At 37.2% G+C, this 16355-nt stretch carries 23 protein-coding genes; 3 read left to right on the forward strand and 20 right to left on the reverse strand.

All coding sequences use genetic code 11. The features are described 5' to 3' along the window. Positions 1-74: 74 nt before the first annotated feature. Complete coding sequence (locus tag QNH29_RS22765) at positions 75-695, reverse strand: helix-hairpin-helix domain-containing protein (RefSeq protein WP_283861575.1); 621 nt, start codon at positions 693-695, stop codon at positions 75-77. A gap of 99 nt (positions 696-794) precedes the next feature. On the opposite strand from QNH29_RS22765, the gene comER reads away from it, so the two are divergent. Next, a complete protein-coding gene (comER, locus tag QNH29_RS22770; RefSeq protein ID WP_283861576.1) occupies positions 795-1619 on the forward strand; it encodes a late competence protein ComER in 825 nt (274 codons plus the stop codon). A gap of 53 nt (positions 1620-1672) precedes the next feature. Here comER and QNH29_RS22775 read toward each other — a convergent pair whose 3' ends face one another. The 8 genes from QNH29_RS22775 to QNH29_RS22810 are packed head-to-tail and all read right to left on the reverse strand — an operon-like array spanning position 1673 to position 6706. Then, positions 1673-2428 carry a class I SAM-dependent DNA methyltransferase gene (locus tag QNH29_RS22775; protein ID WP_283861577.1) on the reverse strand — a complete coding sequence of 252 codons (756 nt, stop codon included), beginning with the start codon at positions 2426-2428 and terminating at the stop codon, positions 1673-1675. Then, a complete protein-coding gene (gene rsfS, locus QNH29_RS22780; protein WP_283861578.1) occupies positions 2425-2781 on the reverse strand; it encodes a ribosome silencing factor in 357 nt (118 codons plus the stop codon). Before rsfS ends, QNH29_RS22775 begins: the two co-directional genes overlap by 4 nt. A 3-nt stretch (positions 2782-2784) precedes the next feature. Then, on the reverse strand, positions 2785-3351 hold the full coding sequence (yqeK, locus tag QNH29_RS22785; protein WP_283861579.1) for a bis(5'-nucleosyl)-tetraphosphatase (symmetrical) YqeK: 567 nt from the start codon (positions 3349-3351) through the stop codon (positions 2785-2787). Next, entirely contained in the window at positions 3341-3910 is a 570-nt protein-coding gene (locus QNH29_RS22790; RefSeq protein ID WP_283861580.1) for a nicotinate-nucleotide adenylyltransferase, read from the reverse strand. The genes yqeK and QNH29_RS22790 overlap by 11 nt, the downstream gene beginning before the upstream one ends. Positions 3911-3926: 16 nt before the next feature. Then, positions 3927-4217: a ribosome assembly RNA-binding protein YhbY gene (gene yhbY / locus QNH29_RS22795; protein WP_283861581.1), complete on the reverse strand. Its 291-nt coding sequence runs from the start codon at positions 4215-4217 to the stop codon at positions 3927-3929. Between the two features lies 1 nt (position 4218). Next, positions 4219-5049, reverse strand: coding sequence for a shikimate dehydrogenase (aroE, locus tag QNH29_RS22800; protein WP_283861582.1), 831 nt, complete (start codon positions 5047-5049; stop codon positions 4219-4221). A 28-nt stretch (positions 5050-5077) separates the two neighbouring features. Then, complete coding sequence (yqeH, locus tag QNH29_RS22805) at positions 5078-6160, reverse strand: ribosome biogenesis GTPase YqeH (RefSeq protein WP_283865724.1); 1083 nt, start codon at positions 6158-6160, stop codon at positions 5078-5080. Positions 6161-6190: 30 nt separating this feature from the next. Continuing rightward, positions 6191-6706, reverse strand: coding sequence for a YqeG family HAD IIIA-type phosphatase (locus QNH29_RS22810; RefSeq protein ID WP_283861583.1), 516 nt, complete (start codon positions 6704-6706; stop codon positions 6191-6193). A 423-nt stretch (positions 6707-7129) separates the two neighbouring features. Here QNH29_RS22810 and QNH29_RS22815 point away from each other — a divergent pair, with 423 nt between their 5' ends. Beyond that, positions 7130-7270: a sporulation histidine kinase inhibitor Sda gene (locus tag QNH29_RS22815; protein WP_283861584.1), complete on the forward strand. Its 141-nt coding sequence runs from the start codon at positions 7130-7132 to the stop codon at positions 7268-7270. Between the two features lie 60 nt (positions 7271-7330). On the opposite strand, the gene QNH29_RS22820 is transcribed toward QNH29_RS22815, so the two are convergent. Continuing rightward, positions 7331-8128 carry a phosphatidylserine decarboxylase gene (locus QNH29_RS22820; protein ID WP_283861585.1) on the reverse strand — a complete coding sequence of 266 codons (798 nt, stop codon included), beginning with the start codon at positions 8126-8128 and terminating at the stop codon, positions 7331-7333. 129 nt (positions 8129-8257) lie between these two features. Here QNH29_RS22820 and pssA point away from each other — a divergent pair, with 129 nt between their 5' ends. Then, positions 8258-8797 (forward strand): CDP-diacylglycerol--serine O-phosphatidyltransferase, encoded by a 540-nt coding sequence (gene pssA / locus QNH29_RS22825; protein WP_283861586.1) that lies wholly within the window; start codon positions 8258-8260, stop codon positions 8795-8797. A 38-nt stretch (positions 8798-8835) separates the two neighbouring features. Here the strand turns inward: pssA and QNH29_RS22830 are convergent, their stop codons facing one another. From QNH29_RS22830 to mtnN, 10 genes are all read right to left on the reverse strand, one after another. Next, a complete protein-coding gene (locus QNH29_RS22830; RefSeq protein ID WP_283861587.1) occupies positions 8836-10635 on the reverse strand; it encodes a M3 family oligoendopeptidase in 1800 nt (599 codons plus the stop codon). A gap of 114 nt (positions 10636-10749) precedes the next feature. Beyond that, on the reverse strand, positions 10750-10911 hold the full coding sequence (locus tag QNH29_RS22835) for a hypothetical protein (RefSeq protein ID WP_283861588.1): 162 nt from the start codon (positions 10909-10911) through the stop codon (positions 10750-10752). A gap of 111 nt (positions 10912-11022) precedes the next feature. After that, positions 11023-11739, reverse strand: a complete 717-nt coding sequence (gene sigK / locus QNH29_RS22840) for an RNA polymerase sporulation sigma factor SigK (protein ID WP_045517798.1) — start codon at positions 11737-11739, stop codon at positions 11023-11025. A 552-nt stretch (positions 11740-12291) separates the two neighbouring features. After that, complete coding sequence (locus tag QNH29_RS22845; RefSeq protein ID WP_283861589.1) at positions 12292-12435, reverse strand: YrzI family small protein; 144 nt, start codon at positions 12433-12435, stop codon at positions 12292-12294. Positions 12436-12460: 25 nt separating this feature from the next. After that, complete coding sequence (locus QNH29_RS22850; RefSeq protein ID WP_283861590.1) at positions 12461-12601, reverse strand: YrzI family small protein; 141 nt, start codon at positions 12599-12601, stop codon at positions 12461-12463. A gap of 31 nt (positions 12602-12632) precedes the next feature. Beyond that, positions 12633-12833 carry a YrzI family small protein gene (locus QNH29_RS22855; RefSeq protein WP_283861591.1) on the reverse strand — a complete coding sequence of 67 codons (201 nt, stop codon included), beginning with the start codon at positions 12831-12833 and terminating at the stop codon, positions 12633-12635. A 358-nt stretch (positions 12834-13191) separates the two neighbouring features. Then, positions 13192-13440, reverse strand: a complete 249-nt coding sequence (locus QNH29_RS22860; RefSeq protein WP_283861592.1) for a YrhC family protein — start codon at positions 13438-13440, stop codon at positions 13192-13194. 127 nt (positions 13441-13567) lie between these two features. Continuing rightward, positions 13568-14701 (reverse strand): bifunctional cystathionine gamma-lyase/homocysteine desulfhydrase, encoded by a 1134-nt coding sequence (locus tag QNH29_RS22865; RefSeq protein WP_283861593.1) that lies wholly within the window; start codon positions 14699-14701, stop codon positions 13568-13570. Next, positions 14702-15625: a PLP-dependent cysteine synthase family protein gene (locus QNH29_RS22870; protein WP_283861594.1), complete on the reverse strand. Its 924-nt coding sequence runs from the start codon at positions 15623-15625 to the stop codon at positions 14702-14704. Positions 15626-15651: 26 nt separating this feature from the next. Then, entirely contained in the window at positions 15652-16347 is a 696-nt protein-coding gene (mtnN, locus tag QNH29_RS22875; protein ID WP_283861595.1) for a 5'-methylthioadenosine/S-adenosylhomocysteine nucleosidase, read from the reverse strand. Positions 16348-16355 lie beyond the last annotated feature (8 nt).

The raw sequence follows: 16355 nt of genomic DNA on the forward strand, positions 1-16355 counted from the left end.
CCAACTCCTCCAAATTTCGATTCTTTCTGCCTTAAGTGTAATATTGGAGGCTTTAAAAGGTCAATAAGTTATCCTTATTGCACGGTAATTAAATCTTTTAGTTTATCAAATGTTTTGTCACCAATACCGCTTATATTTTTTAAATCTTCAATACTTTTAAACAGGCCATTTGTATCCCTGTATTCCCTTATCGCAGCTGCCTTTGAAGGACCAATCCCTGGCAAGTTTTGCAATTCCATTTCATCTGCTTTGTTAATATTAATTTTTCCTTGTTTCGTGCCGCCAGTGTCCGAAGGATTACTAGTCATCCCCTCCGGCATAATCCCTTCCTCTCCCTTAGCAGGAATATAAATCACCATCGCATCCTGCACACGCTCGGCAAAATTTACCTTGTTTTCATCAGCGTACTCCGTTACCCCCCCAGCACGCTGAACTACATCTATAACCCTTTCATCCTGACTGGCTGAATAAACACCGGGCATTTTTACCTGCCCCTTTACATCTACTATTAGTCTTTCTGCTGACTTTATTTGGTTCTCTGTTGGCTGGGTAACCTCCTCCACTTCATTTATCACAGCAGGAACAATTTCTTCTACATTGATTTCTGAAGATGTTTTTCTCTCCTCTAACAAATAATAAACAGTTCCAAAAGCTATGATAACAGCAATAATCAGATAAATTTTATGCTCATACATCCAATTCCTCATAATGAATCCATCCTTTCAATTGGTATATTTCACTATCAATTTTCATATTGTTATTAGAGAATCTGCATGCGAAGGAGGGTCAGGATAATGAAAATTGGTATCATAGGTACCGGTAATATGGGGACAATTTTGATTGAGGCTTTAATTGACGGAAAAGCAGTTTCCCCTTCTTCAATGGTTATTACAAATAGAACAAAAACTAAAGCGACGCTGCTAAAAGATAAATATAAGGGTATAAGGGTTGGAGAAGATGCAGCTGCAGTCGCATCTCAAGCCGATTTGGTGTTCATCTGCGTAAAACCCTTGGATGTTTATAAAATTCTTGATGAGATTAATCCCCACTTGAATAATAGGAAATGTATCATTTCGATCACTAGCCCTATCGATACAAGTCAACTTGCTGCGAAAACGACAAGTTCAGTGATTAGGGTTATTCCGAGTATTACAAACCGTGCATTAGCAGGAGTCTCTCTTATAACGTTTGGAGAACAGTGCAGTGATAGTTGGAAAACAAAAGTGGAGAGTCTTTTCGCGAAGATTTCAGTACCGGTAACCATTGATGAGAAGATAACGAGAGTGGCTTCTGATATTGTCAGCTGTGGTCCAGCATTTTTCAGTTATCTGCTGCAACGGTTTATACTCGCTGCAGTAAAAGAAACTGTGATTGATCAGGAAACAGCGACTGTGATGGCTAGTGAAATGATTGTTGGTCTAGGTGAGTTAATTAAACAAGGTCATTATACATTGCCTTCATTACAAGAAAAAGTTTGTGTTAAGGGTGGTATCACAGGCGAGGGTATTAAAGTATTGGAAGAAGAACTTGGAGAGGTCTTTGAACATCTTTTCCAAGCAACACATTCAAAATTTAATGAAGACTTAGAAAAGGTTAATTTGCAATTTTCTAAGTATTAATTCGCTAAAAAATAACAAAATCCTTTATTTTTTTCAAAAAAAACCATCTTTTTTTAAAAAGATGGCTTTTTTGTCGCAATAAAAAATATTCTTTCTGATTGTTCTTGTGGTTCTTGATTCTCGAAATCTGCACTAACTTCCAGCAATTCAAAACCTGCTTCTGCTAACCAGTCCGAATATTGTTGAACAGGGTATGTTCTTTGATAATGGAGTTCATCAAATCGGTCATACTTGCCTGTTTGTTCATCTAAAACGAAAAAGCTTAATTCATGCTCTACGCTGTTAGGTTCATCACCTTCAAAACTGTTCCAAATATAGGATAGGTGTTCCTCTGCCAATGTAAAGCTTTTGTTTATAAAAACCTGAGAAATTTTATAAATAGAATGGACATCAAAAAAGAATATACCGCCATTCTTTAGGTGATTGAAGACACTGGTAAACGTATGTATAACATCCTCATCAGATTGTAAGTAATTTAACGAATCACAAAAAATACCGATAATATCAAATTCATCGTGTCCTTCTAAACTAGCCATGTCCTGTTCAAAAAAAAGAATTTGCAAACCTGATTCCTGTGATTTTGCCTGTGCAACCGCAAGCATATCGGCAGATAAGTCTACACCTGTAACCGAAAAGCCCTCCTTAGCAAAACGAACGGAGAGCTCTCCCGTACCACAGGCCAAATCAAGCAGGTTTTTACCTCCTGCTTGATACTTAGCCAATTTTTCTTTTACAAATCTTACCCATTCATCATATGGAGCATCTTGCATGAGCTCGTCATAAAGATAGGCAAATTGTTCATAGCTCATGTTGTCAGCTCACTGCGAATATCCTCTAATGGCGCATCGCCCCATAAGCGTTCTAATTTGTAGTAACTTCTTTCATCACGATGGAATACATGCGCTACCACATCCCCAAGGTCAATTAGGATCCATGTAGCCTCATCAAAGCCTTCCATTCTACGCACGCTATATCCGTTTTCTTCAGCTTTTTCCTTTATTTCTCTAGCAATCGCCTGAACTTGTTTATCCGAATTTCCGTGACAAATAATAAAATAATCGGCAATTAGTGAGATCCCCTGCATATTAAGTGCTAAAATATCTTCCGCTCTTTTATCATCTGCCGCTTTTACAGCAATTTTTAATAATTCTTGATTAGACATTAATCAATCCTCCTGTCTCATGACGAGATCATTATATGTTAAAAAGCTATCCGGATAAACCGGTTGATTCTTTTTCATTAAGAAAAGTATGGTATTTTTAACCGCTTGTATTAATGCGGTTTCTAAATTTTCTTTGGATAAGACTCTAACCTCATCCACTCCTGGAAAATGCCGGCCTGGTTCAATATAATCTGCTAAATAGATTATTTTTTCAAGCAGCGTCATTCCTGGTCTTCCAGAAGTATGATAGCGAATCGCGTCCAGTACATCCCTATCCTTTATTCCAACTTCCGTTTCCACCAAGTAGGCCCCAGCAGGAGCATGCCATAGCTCTGCGTGATAATCGAGTAAATCTCGAGGAAAGTTTTGGTCCAGAATAATTTGCTTCATTTCATCCTTAGGACGAAACTTAGCATAGTCATGGAAGATTGCAGCTATTTCTGCTTTTTTTTCATCTGCACCATACTTTTGTGCTAATGCAATGGCAGTTTCCATCACACCTAAAGTATGCTGATATCTATGGTCAGTCAACTGTTCTTTAACTATTTTTAATGCCTTTTCACGTTCCATATAGGTGATTCTCCCTAATAAAGTCGATGACCGAGTCGGGTAATAAATAACGAACCGTCATCCCTTGCTGTACTCTATCTCTTATCATACTTGAAGACACATCGAACGCTGGAACATCAACGTATATGATAGGATATTTTGTTGCAATACTATAATCCGGCCTTTCAACACCAACAAATTTCACCAGCTTCATCAATTCATCTACTCTATGCCATTTAGGCAGGTATTCAATCATATCTGCACCTATAATGAAGAAAAATTCATGATTTGGATATTGTTCATTCAATATTTTCATGGTATCGACAGTGAACGATGGACCCGATCTCTCCAATTCAATTTTTTCAATATTAAATGATGGATTCCCTTTTATAGAAAGCTCAAGCATTTGAAGCCGTTCTATATTCTCAACTGACTCCGATTTCTTTTTATGAGGGGGCTCTTGGTTAGGCATAAACCAAATTTCATCAAGATTTAGTTTGGTGAGTACCTCATTAGCAATTAACAAATGTCCGTAATGAGGCGGGTCAAATGTCCCTCCCAATATCCCAACCTTTGTCATGATGAACCCTCCTTTACTATGGGAGTGAAATTTGTTTCTTTTCTACCGATTCTTTGTAGAGTACAATCGTATTTCCAATAATTTGAACAATTTCTGCACCAGTTCCAGCAGCAAGTTCTTCTGCAACAACATCTTTGTCGTCTTCACAATTCTGCAAAACACTTATTTTAAAAAGCTCTCTTGCCTCTAACGCATCTGCTACTTGCTTTATCATGTTTTCATTTACCCCGCCTTTTCCTACTTGAAAAATCGGGTCTAGATGGTGAGCTTTTGAACGTAAAAATCTTTTCTGTTTACCTGTTAACATTTCACGCCTCCAACTGTCTTAATACATTGTCTCTCATTCTTTTTACATCAGGGAAGATTCCTGTCCATTTCTCAAATGCAAGCGCACCTTGATAAACAAACATTTCAACTCCATTTTGAACGGTTGCACCTTTTTGTCGTGCCTCTAACAAGAATTGTGTCTCTAGTGGGTTGTAAACAATATCACAAACCAAGGCCTGGTTATTTAAATTTTTAAGACTAATGGGTGTTTCCGAAACATTTGGGTACATGCCTATCATTGTTGTTTGAATAACTACATCATATTCATTTAGATGAGCTTCTGCATCTTTTAACGATAATGGCTTAGAGTTTGATTCAAACGGGCATGCTTGGATTAATTCTTTTGCTTTCATTAGCGTTCGATTGGTAATATCAATTGCAAGAGGATTCATTTTTGCCATCGTAAAATAGATGGCCCTGGCAGCTCCTCCTGCTCCAATAACTAACACTTTCTTGTTAGAAAAGGACGAGATGTACGGTTCTAAACCTTTTATAAATCCGTATCCATCCGTATTATAGCCGACTAATTTCCCATTATCATTAACCACAGTATTTACTGCACCAATGCGCAGTGCCAATTCATCAATATCATCTAGAAAAGGAATGATAGCACTTTTATGTGGGATTGTTACATTAAAACCCGCTATTCCAATCGCCTTTAACCCTTTAATTGCTATTTCCAAATCCTCTGGACTTACTTTAAAAGGATGATAATGGGCATCGATATTATTATTGGTTAAAACATCATTAAGCATGATTGGTGACATTGAGTGACCAATTGGGTCTCCCAAAACCGCAAAAAGTTTCTTCACCTGTTTCCCCTCATTTCCCTTTACTAAATTAAATTAAGGATTTTCGTGTCAGGGTTTGAACACCCTTTGGCACATATGCTGCTATCTTTACCCCCGGCTGGTTAACAGTGACCCAGCCAAGTCCAGAAAATACAACATCTGTTTTTGCTTCCTTAATCGTAAATTCTTGTCTCACTAGCTCTGGAAATGAATCCAATTCATCCTTTCGAGGCGGAGCCAGCAGTTCCCCAACATGGTTTCGATATAGTTCATCGGCATTATCTGTTTTGGTGCGATGAATGTTAATTTCATTTGAAACATGACAGACAAAAGAATTCCTTTCACCACTTATAAAATCAAATCGAGCTAATCCTCCAAAAAACAAGGTTTGTCCCGCATTTAATTGAAATACCTTTGGTTTTATCTCTTTTTTCGGAGTAATAATTTTTAAATCGCTTTTATCAACATAGTGTGCCATTTGATGATGATTAATAATTCCAGGTGAATCAATCAAGGCCTTGCCATCCTCAAGCGGGATTTTAATGATGTCTAAAGTGGTGCCTGGAAAGTGTGATGTAGTAATAATATCGTCTTCACCGGTAACCTCTTTAATTATTCTATTTATAAAGGTAGATTTCCCTACATTTGTACATCCTACCACATAAACATCTTTTCCATTCCGCATTTCATCTATGGCAGCTGCCGTTTCTTTGATGAACTTACCTTTCTCAGCACTGACTAAATATACCTCTTCAGGTCTTAGTCCCAGCCCTTTTGATTCCTGTTTCATCCAATTAATCAATTTGTTATGTTTCACCGATTTCGGCAATAAGTCCACCTTGTTACCAACCAGGATAATCTTGTTATTACCGACAAATCGGTGTAATCCAGGCAGCCAACTTCCATTAAAGTCAAAAATATCAACAATCATTACAATTAATGCATCTGTCTGACCAATCCCATTTAAAATTTTCAAGAAGTCATCATCGGTTAAACTGACATCCTGAACCTCATTGTAATGTTTTAGACGAAAACATCGCTGGCAAATAATACTATCCTTTTCGAGTGCTGATGACGGTGCATATCCCAGCTCCGCAGGGTTTTCAGTCTGAACCTTTACACCGCACCCCATACACAAATATTGTTCTTGTTCACTCACACTTTAGTCCTCCCATTGAATCATGCCTTTTTTTCTGAACCAATTCATAATTCTTCGTTCAGCAAAGCGGTTAAATCTTGTAAAAAAACCATCTGTTTTCGCAACAGGAACCACAAGTATTGTATGAAAACCGCTTCGATTTCCACCTAATACATCCGTTAATAATTGGTCCCCAATAACAACAGCTTCTTCCTTTTTAATTCCCATTTGAGATACCGCCTTATTAAATGCGCGGACCAATGGTTTACGTGCTTGAAAGATAAAAGGAATCTTTAATGGGTCGGAGAATTCCTTTACTCGCATTTCATTATTATTAGAAACAATTGTTACAAGTATATTGTGTTGTTTTATTTGTTCAAACCATTTTATGAGCTCAGGTGTGGCATTCGGCCGATCCCATTCCACAAGCGTATTATCCAAATCAGTAATGATACCCTTAATCCCTCTTTTTTTCAGGTCTTCCGGTTTAATATCTAATATGCTTTTTACATGCTCATCAGGTAAAAAAATCTTTAGCACTAAGTTTACACCTCATTAATTCATCTGTTTATCTGTACCATCATAACCAATTTTAACCGTAGTATCAAAATAAAACTATTATATCCGTTATGTTTTATTATTTGTCAAAGTCCGACAATTTTTCAGTATTTATGAACGCTTTTTGTTGTAATTACTAAATATAAAAAATATTTTTCGACAAAATCTTAGCATTTCCACTCCTGTGGATAAAGTTATTAACATTATACCCATTGTTTCAGCCACTTTTATATACTTTATAAACAAATTAGTCACAAGTTATCCACTGCAAATTGTGAATAATTGGAAAGGTTGTCCTATAGAAATTAATTTGGTAGATTTAGGGTACAGCAATTGAACCTACCATTTTATGCTTCAATTATACATTTTAGTACCATATATTTTTTTATGGAGGTGCATTCTGGCTTGCGTAAACTGTCAGATGAATTACTGCTTGAATCCTATTATAAAGCTAGAGAATTAAATTTAAGCCCTGAGTTTATACATCTAATTGAGACGGAAATTCATCGTCGATCTCTATTCAACAAAATGAAAATTTCTTCTTAATAAGATAAACCATATGCCCCTTGAGGGCTTTTTCTTTTTTAGAAAAAAGTACGGCACTGATTAAGTGCCGCGATTTTCGTTTACCAGGACTCCAATTCTTTCACCTATTCGAATATCCTTTGGTGTTTGGATAGAGGAATCTATCTGAAAAATTCCTTTTTCGAATAACAAAACGACAGTAGAACCGAAACTAAAATAAGCCATTTCCTCGCCTTTATTAAGAGTCATCCCTTTATGAGTTTTCTCTATGGAATTTACAAACATCGCTCCTACTTTGACGATTGCAATATGCCCGCTTGGTGTATTTACTTCCGTTATCATTCGATAGTTTTTTGCTAACGTTCGGACCCCATACTTTAAACCCATTTTATTGACAGGATAGGATTTTGAGCCAAGTGTCCACTGTTTTACGATTGTCCCATCTACAGGACTATGAATCCGGTGGTAATGACTAGGGCTTAAATAGAGCACCATATATGTACCATTTAAGTATTTTAAGGCTTCCTTATCATTTCCTAACATTTCTTGAATAGAATATGGCTTACCCTTAACCACCATTTCACTTGCTTCATTAATGGAGCCAATATCCTCAATCACTGCATCCACTGGACTTACTACTGAATTTTCATTTTTATCAACCATTCTCACTTCTCTTTTTAGCGTACGGATAAATAAATCGTGAAGTGTTTGATATTCATGCAGTGCTTTTTCCATTTCATCCTGATTTAATTTATAAATCTTTGCGAATGAAGGCACTACTAATCTGCTTAGCCGGGAGCGTGCAAATCGCCGTAAAATGACTGATGTCCATCTCCCATTAGTTAGCTCTATCATTAAACGATATACTTGCTTTAACATTACATGACCCCCAAAAAGTGTAAAAATACTCTTTACGAAATTGCTTAAAAAGCTTAAGATTAAATAAATAGAGTTAGGAAAATAAATAAAGTTCTCTTCCTGCTTGTTGAAAAGGAGTGGTGGAGCTAAATGTTTTTATTAGATGTTTTTGATTCTACAATCAAGAAACTAAAGTCCCAAACTGCGAACGTTATTACATTAACAAATTTATCTTTTGGTGGTTTTGCGATCATTTTTGCGATGGAAGGGAATTTACGATTAAGCCTGCTTTTAATCTTCATTGCTGCCTTAGCTGATCGTTTTGATGGAATGGTTGCAAGAAGATTCAATATCGAGTCAGACTTAGGCAAACAATTGGATTCCATGAGTGATATTATATCATTTGGAGTGGCGCCAGCACTATTACTATATCAAGGAATTTTACATGAATTTGGCGGACCAGGTTCGTTCTTCACCGTTTTTTATATTGGTTGTGGTGCTTTTAGATTGGCACGCTTTAATATCACTGAAAACAATGGGTATTTTACCGGTTTACCGATTACCGCAGCGGGCTGTTTGGCAACTTTAAGCTTTTTAGCCATTCCTTTTTTACCAGCTCAGACCTTTTTATTCATTATCATCATTTTATCATTCCTTATGGTCAGTCCATTTAAACTTAGGAAAATGTAACAACAAAGCCCAGCAGAGAGTCTGCTGGGCTCTATTTTTTATTTATTTTCTGTTAATTGAAGGAATTCGTCTATATCATCAATACAGATTTTGACCGCCTTTTCCCAGAAATCTTTTTGGACTAAATCGACTTGTAAATGCTTTGCAGCAAGATCTTCAACACTCATGGATGCGGTATCTCTTAATAAAGAAATATACTTTTCTTCGTATCCTGTACCTTCCTCTAGCGCCTGTGCGTAAATTCCAAGAGAGAACAAATAGCCAAATGTATACGGGAAATTATAAAACGGTACGCTCGTGATAAAGAAATGAAGCTTGGATGCCCAGAATAATGGATGATATTCATCTAAAGCTTCACAGTAAGCTTCCTTCTGAGCTTCTTCCATTAAATTATTTAACGTGTCAACCGATACCGGGCCACGCGTTCTTTCCTCATAAAAACGAGTTTCAAATAAAAAGCGTGCATGAATGTTCATCAACAGAGCAACGGTTCGTTGGATTTTATCATCCAGCAAAGCAAGTTTTTCTTCTTCGTCCTTAGCATTTTTTACAGCAGCATCTGCAACAATCATTTCCGCAAAAGTCGATGCCGTTTCAGCAACATTCATCGCATACCCGCGATTCAGATAATGTACACCTTTCATAGCATAGGAATGAAATCCATGTCCCAGCTCGTGAGCCAGTGTTGAAACATTGGAAGGAGTACCTGAATAAGTCATAAAAATACGGGATTCTTCACTTTCAGGAAACCCTGTACAGAAACCACCTGGTGCCTTCCCTGGACGATCCTCTGCTTCAATCCATTGATTTTCAAATGCTTTTTTAGCAAAAGCAGCCATTTTTTCACCGAAAAGAGCAAAATTTTGCTCAATAAATTCTGCGCCTTCTTGGTAAGAAACCTTTGATTCCGTTTTTCCATATGGTGCATCTAAGTCAAACCAACTTAACTTTTCAAGTCCTAAAAGTTTCGCTTTACGATTTAAGTATTCAACAAGAGGCTGTTTATTTTCTGAAATCACAGCCCACATCGTTTCTAACGTTTCTTTCTTCATTCGATTAATACTTAATGGTTCTTTTAATACATCTTTCCAGCCACGTTTTTTATAAACATTTAAACGAAAACCTGAAAGATGATTTAATGTTTTTGACAAATAATCAGCTTGTTCGTTCCAAGACTTTTCCCAACTTTTAAACACATCTTTGCGTACTTCCCTGTTTGAACTTGAAAATCTATTTGCTGCCTGCCCGACTGATAGCTGTTTTACCTCACCGTTTTCCTCAACAGGGACTTTTATTTTACTAACAATAAGATCATACAATTGACCCCAGCTATGATAGCCATCCACACCCAGCGCACTTATTAATGATTCTTCCTCAATTGAAAGCTTTTCTTTTGCCCGCTCGCGCCTTTCTGTTAACGAAAACGTCAACTCTTTTAGGTATTCATCCTCTAACACTTGTGCCCATACCTCATCATTGATTGATGATAATAGATTATCAAATGCACTAAGAGCAGATTGAAATACCGCACTAAGCCCTGTTACTGTTGCTTCAAGTGCATACGCCTTTTTATCTTCTGTATTTTGAGCTTGGAGGCAGCCTACAAATGCTGCAGCTTGGCGAAGCTTTTTACCTGCTAGTTCAAAATCTGATAGTAGCTCCTTTAAATAAACCTTATCTTCTGTTTTATTAAGTGGTGTCCAGTTATGTACTTTTGTTTCAAAGTTTTCAATCAATTCCTTTGTTACCTTTAAGTGGGCTGCAAGTTCCGCTGAATCGCTTCCACCTTTAAAAAACACTTCAAGATTCCAAACATCTAAATATGTAACCGCTGTCATGTTATTCCCCCTTCGTCTATGTACCTTTTCATTATAATATATTTTTTGAATAATTCTATTATTAGTGTTTACATAAAAAATAGCTTGTGCTAAAAGTGCACAAGCATCCTTGTCTTAACAGCAGGTTTTATAATACCACCAGCCGCCAAAGATGAGGACTAGTATTAATAATACGATAAATAGTGCGAACCATCCTCCCCCACCCGTTGTATAAGGAACCGGATAGACTGGATAAGGGGCTGAGCAGCAACAAGAATTTGGGTAACCATATGACATATATATACCCCCTTTTCCTTTTATAATAGGTTATGTCCCGTTTTTGTGCCATGTATAGGCATTAGCCGTTTTAACAAGAAAAAAGAGTCGGAATAATCTCCGGCTCTCATTTTAGTTCTTTTTCTTACGCTCTTTTTCAGCACGATAAAATTCATGAAACATCTTCATTAATGCTCTTTTTTCAATCCTCGAAACATAACTTCTTGAAATGCCTAATTCTTTGGCAATTTCTCGCTGTGTCTTTTCTTTTTGAAGGTCCAGACCAAAACGACCGACGATCACTTCCTTCTCCCTATCATCGAGGACATCAATATATTTCCGAATTTTTTCTAGTTCCATGTTTAACTGGATTGTATCGATAACATCTTCTGATTCCGATTTAAGAACATCAATAAGCGAAATTTCATTCCCCTCTTTATCCTGTCCAATCGGATCATGCAAGGAGACATCCTTTTTTGTCTTCTTTAAAGCTCGCAGATGCATAAGAATCTCGTTTTCAATACATCTTGCTGCATACGTAGCCAGCTTTGTTCCTTTGCCTTCTGAATAACTCTCTATTGCTTTAATTAATCCAATCGTACCTATTGAAATTAAATCCTCTGAATCTTCCCCGGTATTTTCAAATTTTTTAACAATATGAGCTACAAGCCGTAAATTATGTTCAATTAACATATTACGAGCATGTGAGTCCCCTTCTGCCATTAACCGTAAATATTTCCTTTCATCTGCAGCAGATAGGGGCTGCGGAAAAGCATTGTTTTTTACATAAGAGACAAGAAATAAAAATTCCTTAATGAGATAACCTAGTGCTGTGAAAATGCCTGCCATGCACATACACCCCCGTGCTTTTTTGGGCTTTGCCTATAACTAATTCCTATGTAAGAAACAGGCAGAATGTGTCTGTCCAAGACATTTTATTTAAAAATAAAGCCTATTAGCATACACATGAAAAAAGCATTGACCTATTAAAAGATCAATGCCTTTTTTGTTATTCTACGCTTAGTTCTGCTGATATTACACAGCTAATCGCCCCAGTTATGACCAAAGCCATTACGACCATGAACATATTCCCACCCCTTTAGATAGACCCTATTATCTACTTCGAATTTATCATATTTTCACAGTGTCTATCTTTAGGGAATGTGAACATTCTGTTAACATTGTTTAGGACAATCATATACATTCTATATGAAATCATTTTCGATTTTTCTTTTTTGTACTTATAAAAAGAAACAATAAAAAATTGTGTACTGGCATTTTCAGCTACCTCCTTAATAGGCTAACTAGGTGGTATCTTTCATACTCCAAAAGCTTGCTCCACGGTTTTGTAATAGATATATCATAGTAAAACCCACCTTTCTGTTTTTTTATTGTTAAGCCTTAATACATAATGCGATGAACGGATAGTTGACGGTCCTTCGTTTCTTCATATATTTTCTCGATTTTTTCTTGGTGTGCTGCTTCCTCTAAACTCATCTCGCGTTTTTTAATGGTAATGGATAAGAATAAAATATTTAAGGTCATGATTTCACCTCCCTTAACGGGTTTATTACATTAAATGATAAGCCGTAAGTTGACGGTCTTTGTGCTGATCATACAGCTTTTCAATCTGTTCATTCCGAATTGCTTCTTGCAGACTTTCTTCATGTTTCTTAACTGTAATGGAGAAAAATAAAATATTTAGAGTCATTTTTTTACACTTCCTTTAAATGAGGGTTAATTTATAGTAAATGATAATTTGTCAATTGACGTTCTTTGTTTTGCTCATAAAGTTTTTCAATCATTTCATTTCTGGCTGCTTCTTGAAGACTTTCCTTATGTTTTTTAAAAGTTATCGAGATAAAAAATATATTTAGGGTCATTACAATCACCTCACTTTCTTTTATAACCAAATTTGTTAATAATATCCATTTTACAGACACAAAAAGGCCGCAAGAAATTACTCCCTTGCGGCCATTTTTTAGGCACAAAAATACCGCAGGGCAGCATTCTCCCTGCGGCATGGATATGTATAGTAACTAAAATAATTAGTTAAGCAATCCATTCCTGTCGGTCGAATGCAATTTATTTACATATGCAGTTGTCACCCAAATAGCGTTAACAGTGATAGCAGCCTTTAACTTCATCATCATTTTCTTCGACCTCCTTCGGAATTTTTTACTAACTACGGTAATTATATCCACCAATATATCCTTTGTAAACCACTTTTTTGAAATTTTTCAAAAAATAATTAAATTGCCTGGTTTGATGCAAAAAAAATAAACGTCCGAAAGGGAACGTTTATTTTTGGTTGCCGCCTTCCATATCATTAAGTTTTAGCTGGCACTGTTTCGATTGAATAAATAGTAAAATCGACACTGCTAAAAATGACATTGAAGCAATCATCATTATATTTACATCCATCTCACTCTTTGAGTCGGACGGAATAATTACACCTAAAAAGAAAAATACACCGACAGCGAGTAATACGACGGCAAATTGTTTAAAATCAACCATTTTTTCATAAATCTTCTTTGTTTGTTTGTCCACTGTTGGTCACCTGCTTTTCTTAAAATCTACTAAACTACTGTAACACACAAAATAGATTAAAGGTGAATGTAAATTTTAGAAAAACAGAACAAAAATAATCCGGCGTATGAGCCGGATAGGTTTTTTATTATTCTAGTGCCTGGTTTAGATCGTCTATCAAATCATCTACATCTTCAAGTCCTACAGAAATTCTAACTAATCCCTCGGTTATCCCCAATTCTGCTCGTCGTTCTATAGGAATGGAAGCATGAGTCATTCTAGCTGGTACAGAAATCAGACTTTCAACGGCACCTAGACTTTCAGCCAAAGTAAAATAATGAATTTTACTTAAAAGTTTATCTGCATTTTCTGCACTTCCCACATCAAATGAAACCATCCCTCCAAAACCTCTTACCTGTTTTTTTGCAACTATATGATTTGGGTGTGTTTCCAACCCAGGGTAAAATATTTTCATGACTTTAGAGTGTCCTTGTAGGAAATCTACTATAGCAGCCGTATTCTTTTCCGTTTCTTCCATACGAATACCTAATGTCTTAATCCCTCGGATTAGCAGCCAGGAATCTTGTGGCCCGAGTACGCCTCCAGTGGAGTTCTGGACAAAATGAAGCTCTTCCGCAAGCTGCTTACTATTAACTACCGCTAAACCTGCTACGACATCACTATGTCCGCCTAAATACTTCGTAGCACTATGAAGTACAATATCAGCACCAAACTCTATCGGGTTTTGCCAATAAGGTGTTGAGAACGTATTATCAACAATCGTTAACAATCCATGCTCTTTTGCAAGTTTCGCTACTTCTTCAATATCCGTAATCTTTAAAAGTGGATTTGTCGGTGTCTCCAAATGTATTGCCTTGGTATTTGGTTTTATCGCACTACCAATAGCGTCTAGGTTACTGGTATCAACGAAAGTTGAATCAATCCCTAGACGGTTTAATACCTTTGTCATAACACGAAAAGATCCGCCATAGACATCATCTGTTAAAATCACATGGTCTCCACTGTTAAAAAGCATCATAACAGCAGTCATGGCTGCCATTCCCGAACCAAAAGCAAATCCTGCATGACCACCCTCTAGATCCTTAATCAGCTCTTCAAGAGCAAATCGAGTAGGATTACCTGTTCTTGAATACTCATAGCCTTTATGCCCGCCCACTCCTTCTTGCTTATAGGTACTAACTTGATAGATAGGGAAAGAGACTGCACCCGTTGCCGGGTCGGTGCTAATGCCGCCATGAATTAATTTTGTTTTTCTTTTCACCTAAATCCCCCCTTCAAAAATCCTTTTACTTAGATAGCGTTCGCTGCCATCTGGAAAAATAACAACAATATTCGTCTCAGATTTGGCACCTTCTGCTTCCAACAAGGCAGCCTTAAATGCAGCACCAGATGAACTGCCAACTAATAAGCCTTCTTTTGCTGCTAATTCCTTCACGAGCTTAAATGCATCTTCATCCGGGATGGTATGAATAGCGTCAAAATAATTCGGATCCATGTAATCGGGAAGAAATTCCATACCAATTCCCTCAGTTTTATGAGGACCTGACTCACCTCCATTTATTATCGAGCCCTCTGGTTCGACAATAACAGTCTTTAAGTCTTTATTTTGTTCTTTTAAATAACGCGCTGTTCCCATAAAGGTTCCACCGGTACCCGCACCCGCAACAAATATACTTATTTTTCCTTCCATTTGTTCCCACAGCTCAGGTCCTAGCGTTTTATAATACGTTTGGGGATTTGCAGGATTGCCGAATTGCTGCGGACAATAAGAACCTGGAGTTTCTTTAAGGAGTTCTTCAGCCCTGGCGATGGCTCCCTTCATTCCTTTCTCAGTTGGCGTATGAACAATTTTTGCTCCGAGTGCTCTCATTAATTCTTGTTTTTCAATACTGAACTTTTCAGGTACACATAAAATAACCTGCAAGCCTTGGTTTATGGCGGCGAGCGCTAATCCAATCCCTGTATTCCCAGCTGTTGGTTCAATAACCGTTCCACCTTCTTGAAGCTTTCCACACTCAAAAGCCTCCCTCAAAAGCTCTACACCAAGACGATCCTTAACACTGCCGCCAGGATTCATGAATTCCAGCTTAGCAAAAATGCGCACTCCTTTCGGCAGTGCGAACTGAGTAATTTCCACCATAGGTGTGTGACCAATCAATTCATGTACATTTTTGTAAACTTTCACTATCACGCCACCTCTTTCTGAGTTGACTATTTTAAGGCTGCCACGATTTTCATGACCAAAGTAGCTGAATGGGTTGCAGCTTGGTCTATAAATTGATCAAAAGAGATTTCAGATTCCTTTCCAGCGATATCAGATAATGAACGAATAATCACGAAAGGAACTCCGAAACGATGTGCTACTTGTGCAATCGCAGCGGCTTCCATTTCAACAGCCTGTAATTTATCAAACTTTGATCGTACAAACTTAACACGTTCTGGGTCTTCCATAAAGGAGTCTCCTGTTACGATTAAGCCTTTTACGACTTTAAATTTATCTAGTTCTTTCGCTGCATTTACAGCAACTTCAACTAATTTATCATCAGCTAGGAAGGCTGCCGGAAGCTGAGGAACCTGCCCATATTCATAACCGAAGGCTGTTACATCCACATCATGATGACGAACCTCTGTTGAGATTACTGCGTCACCTACATTTAGATCAGGATTAAATCCTCCAGCAGAGCCTGTGTTGATTATGCAATCAGGCTTATATTTTTCAAGTAAAATGGTTGTTGACATTGCTGCATTTACTTTTCCAATTCCAGAACGCAGCAAAATCACATCTGCTCCATTCATTTGTCCAAAGGTAAACTCACAGCCGGCTATTATTTCTTGTGTTTGCCCCTCAATATTATCTCTTAATAATTTCACTTCTTCTTCCATTGCTCCGATGATGGCAATTTTCATGTTTAAAC

The sequence above is a fragment of the Neobacillus sp. DY30 genome, assembly GCF_030123065.1.
Lineage (GTDB): Bacteria > Bacillota > Bacilli > Bacillales > Cytobacillaceae > Neobacillus.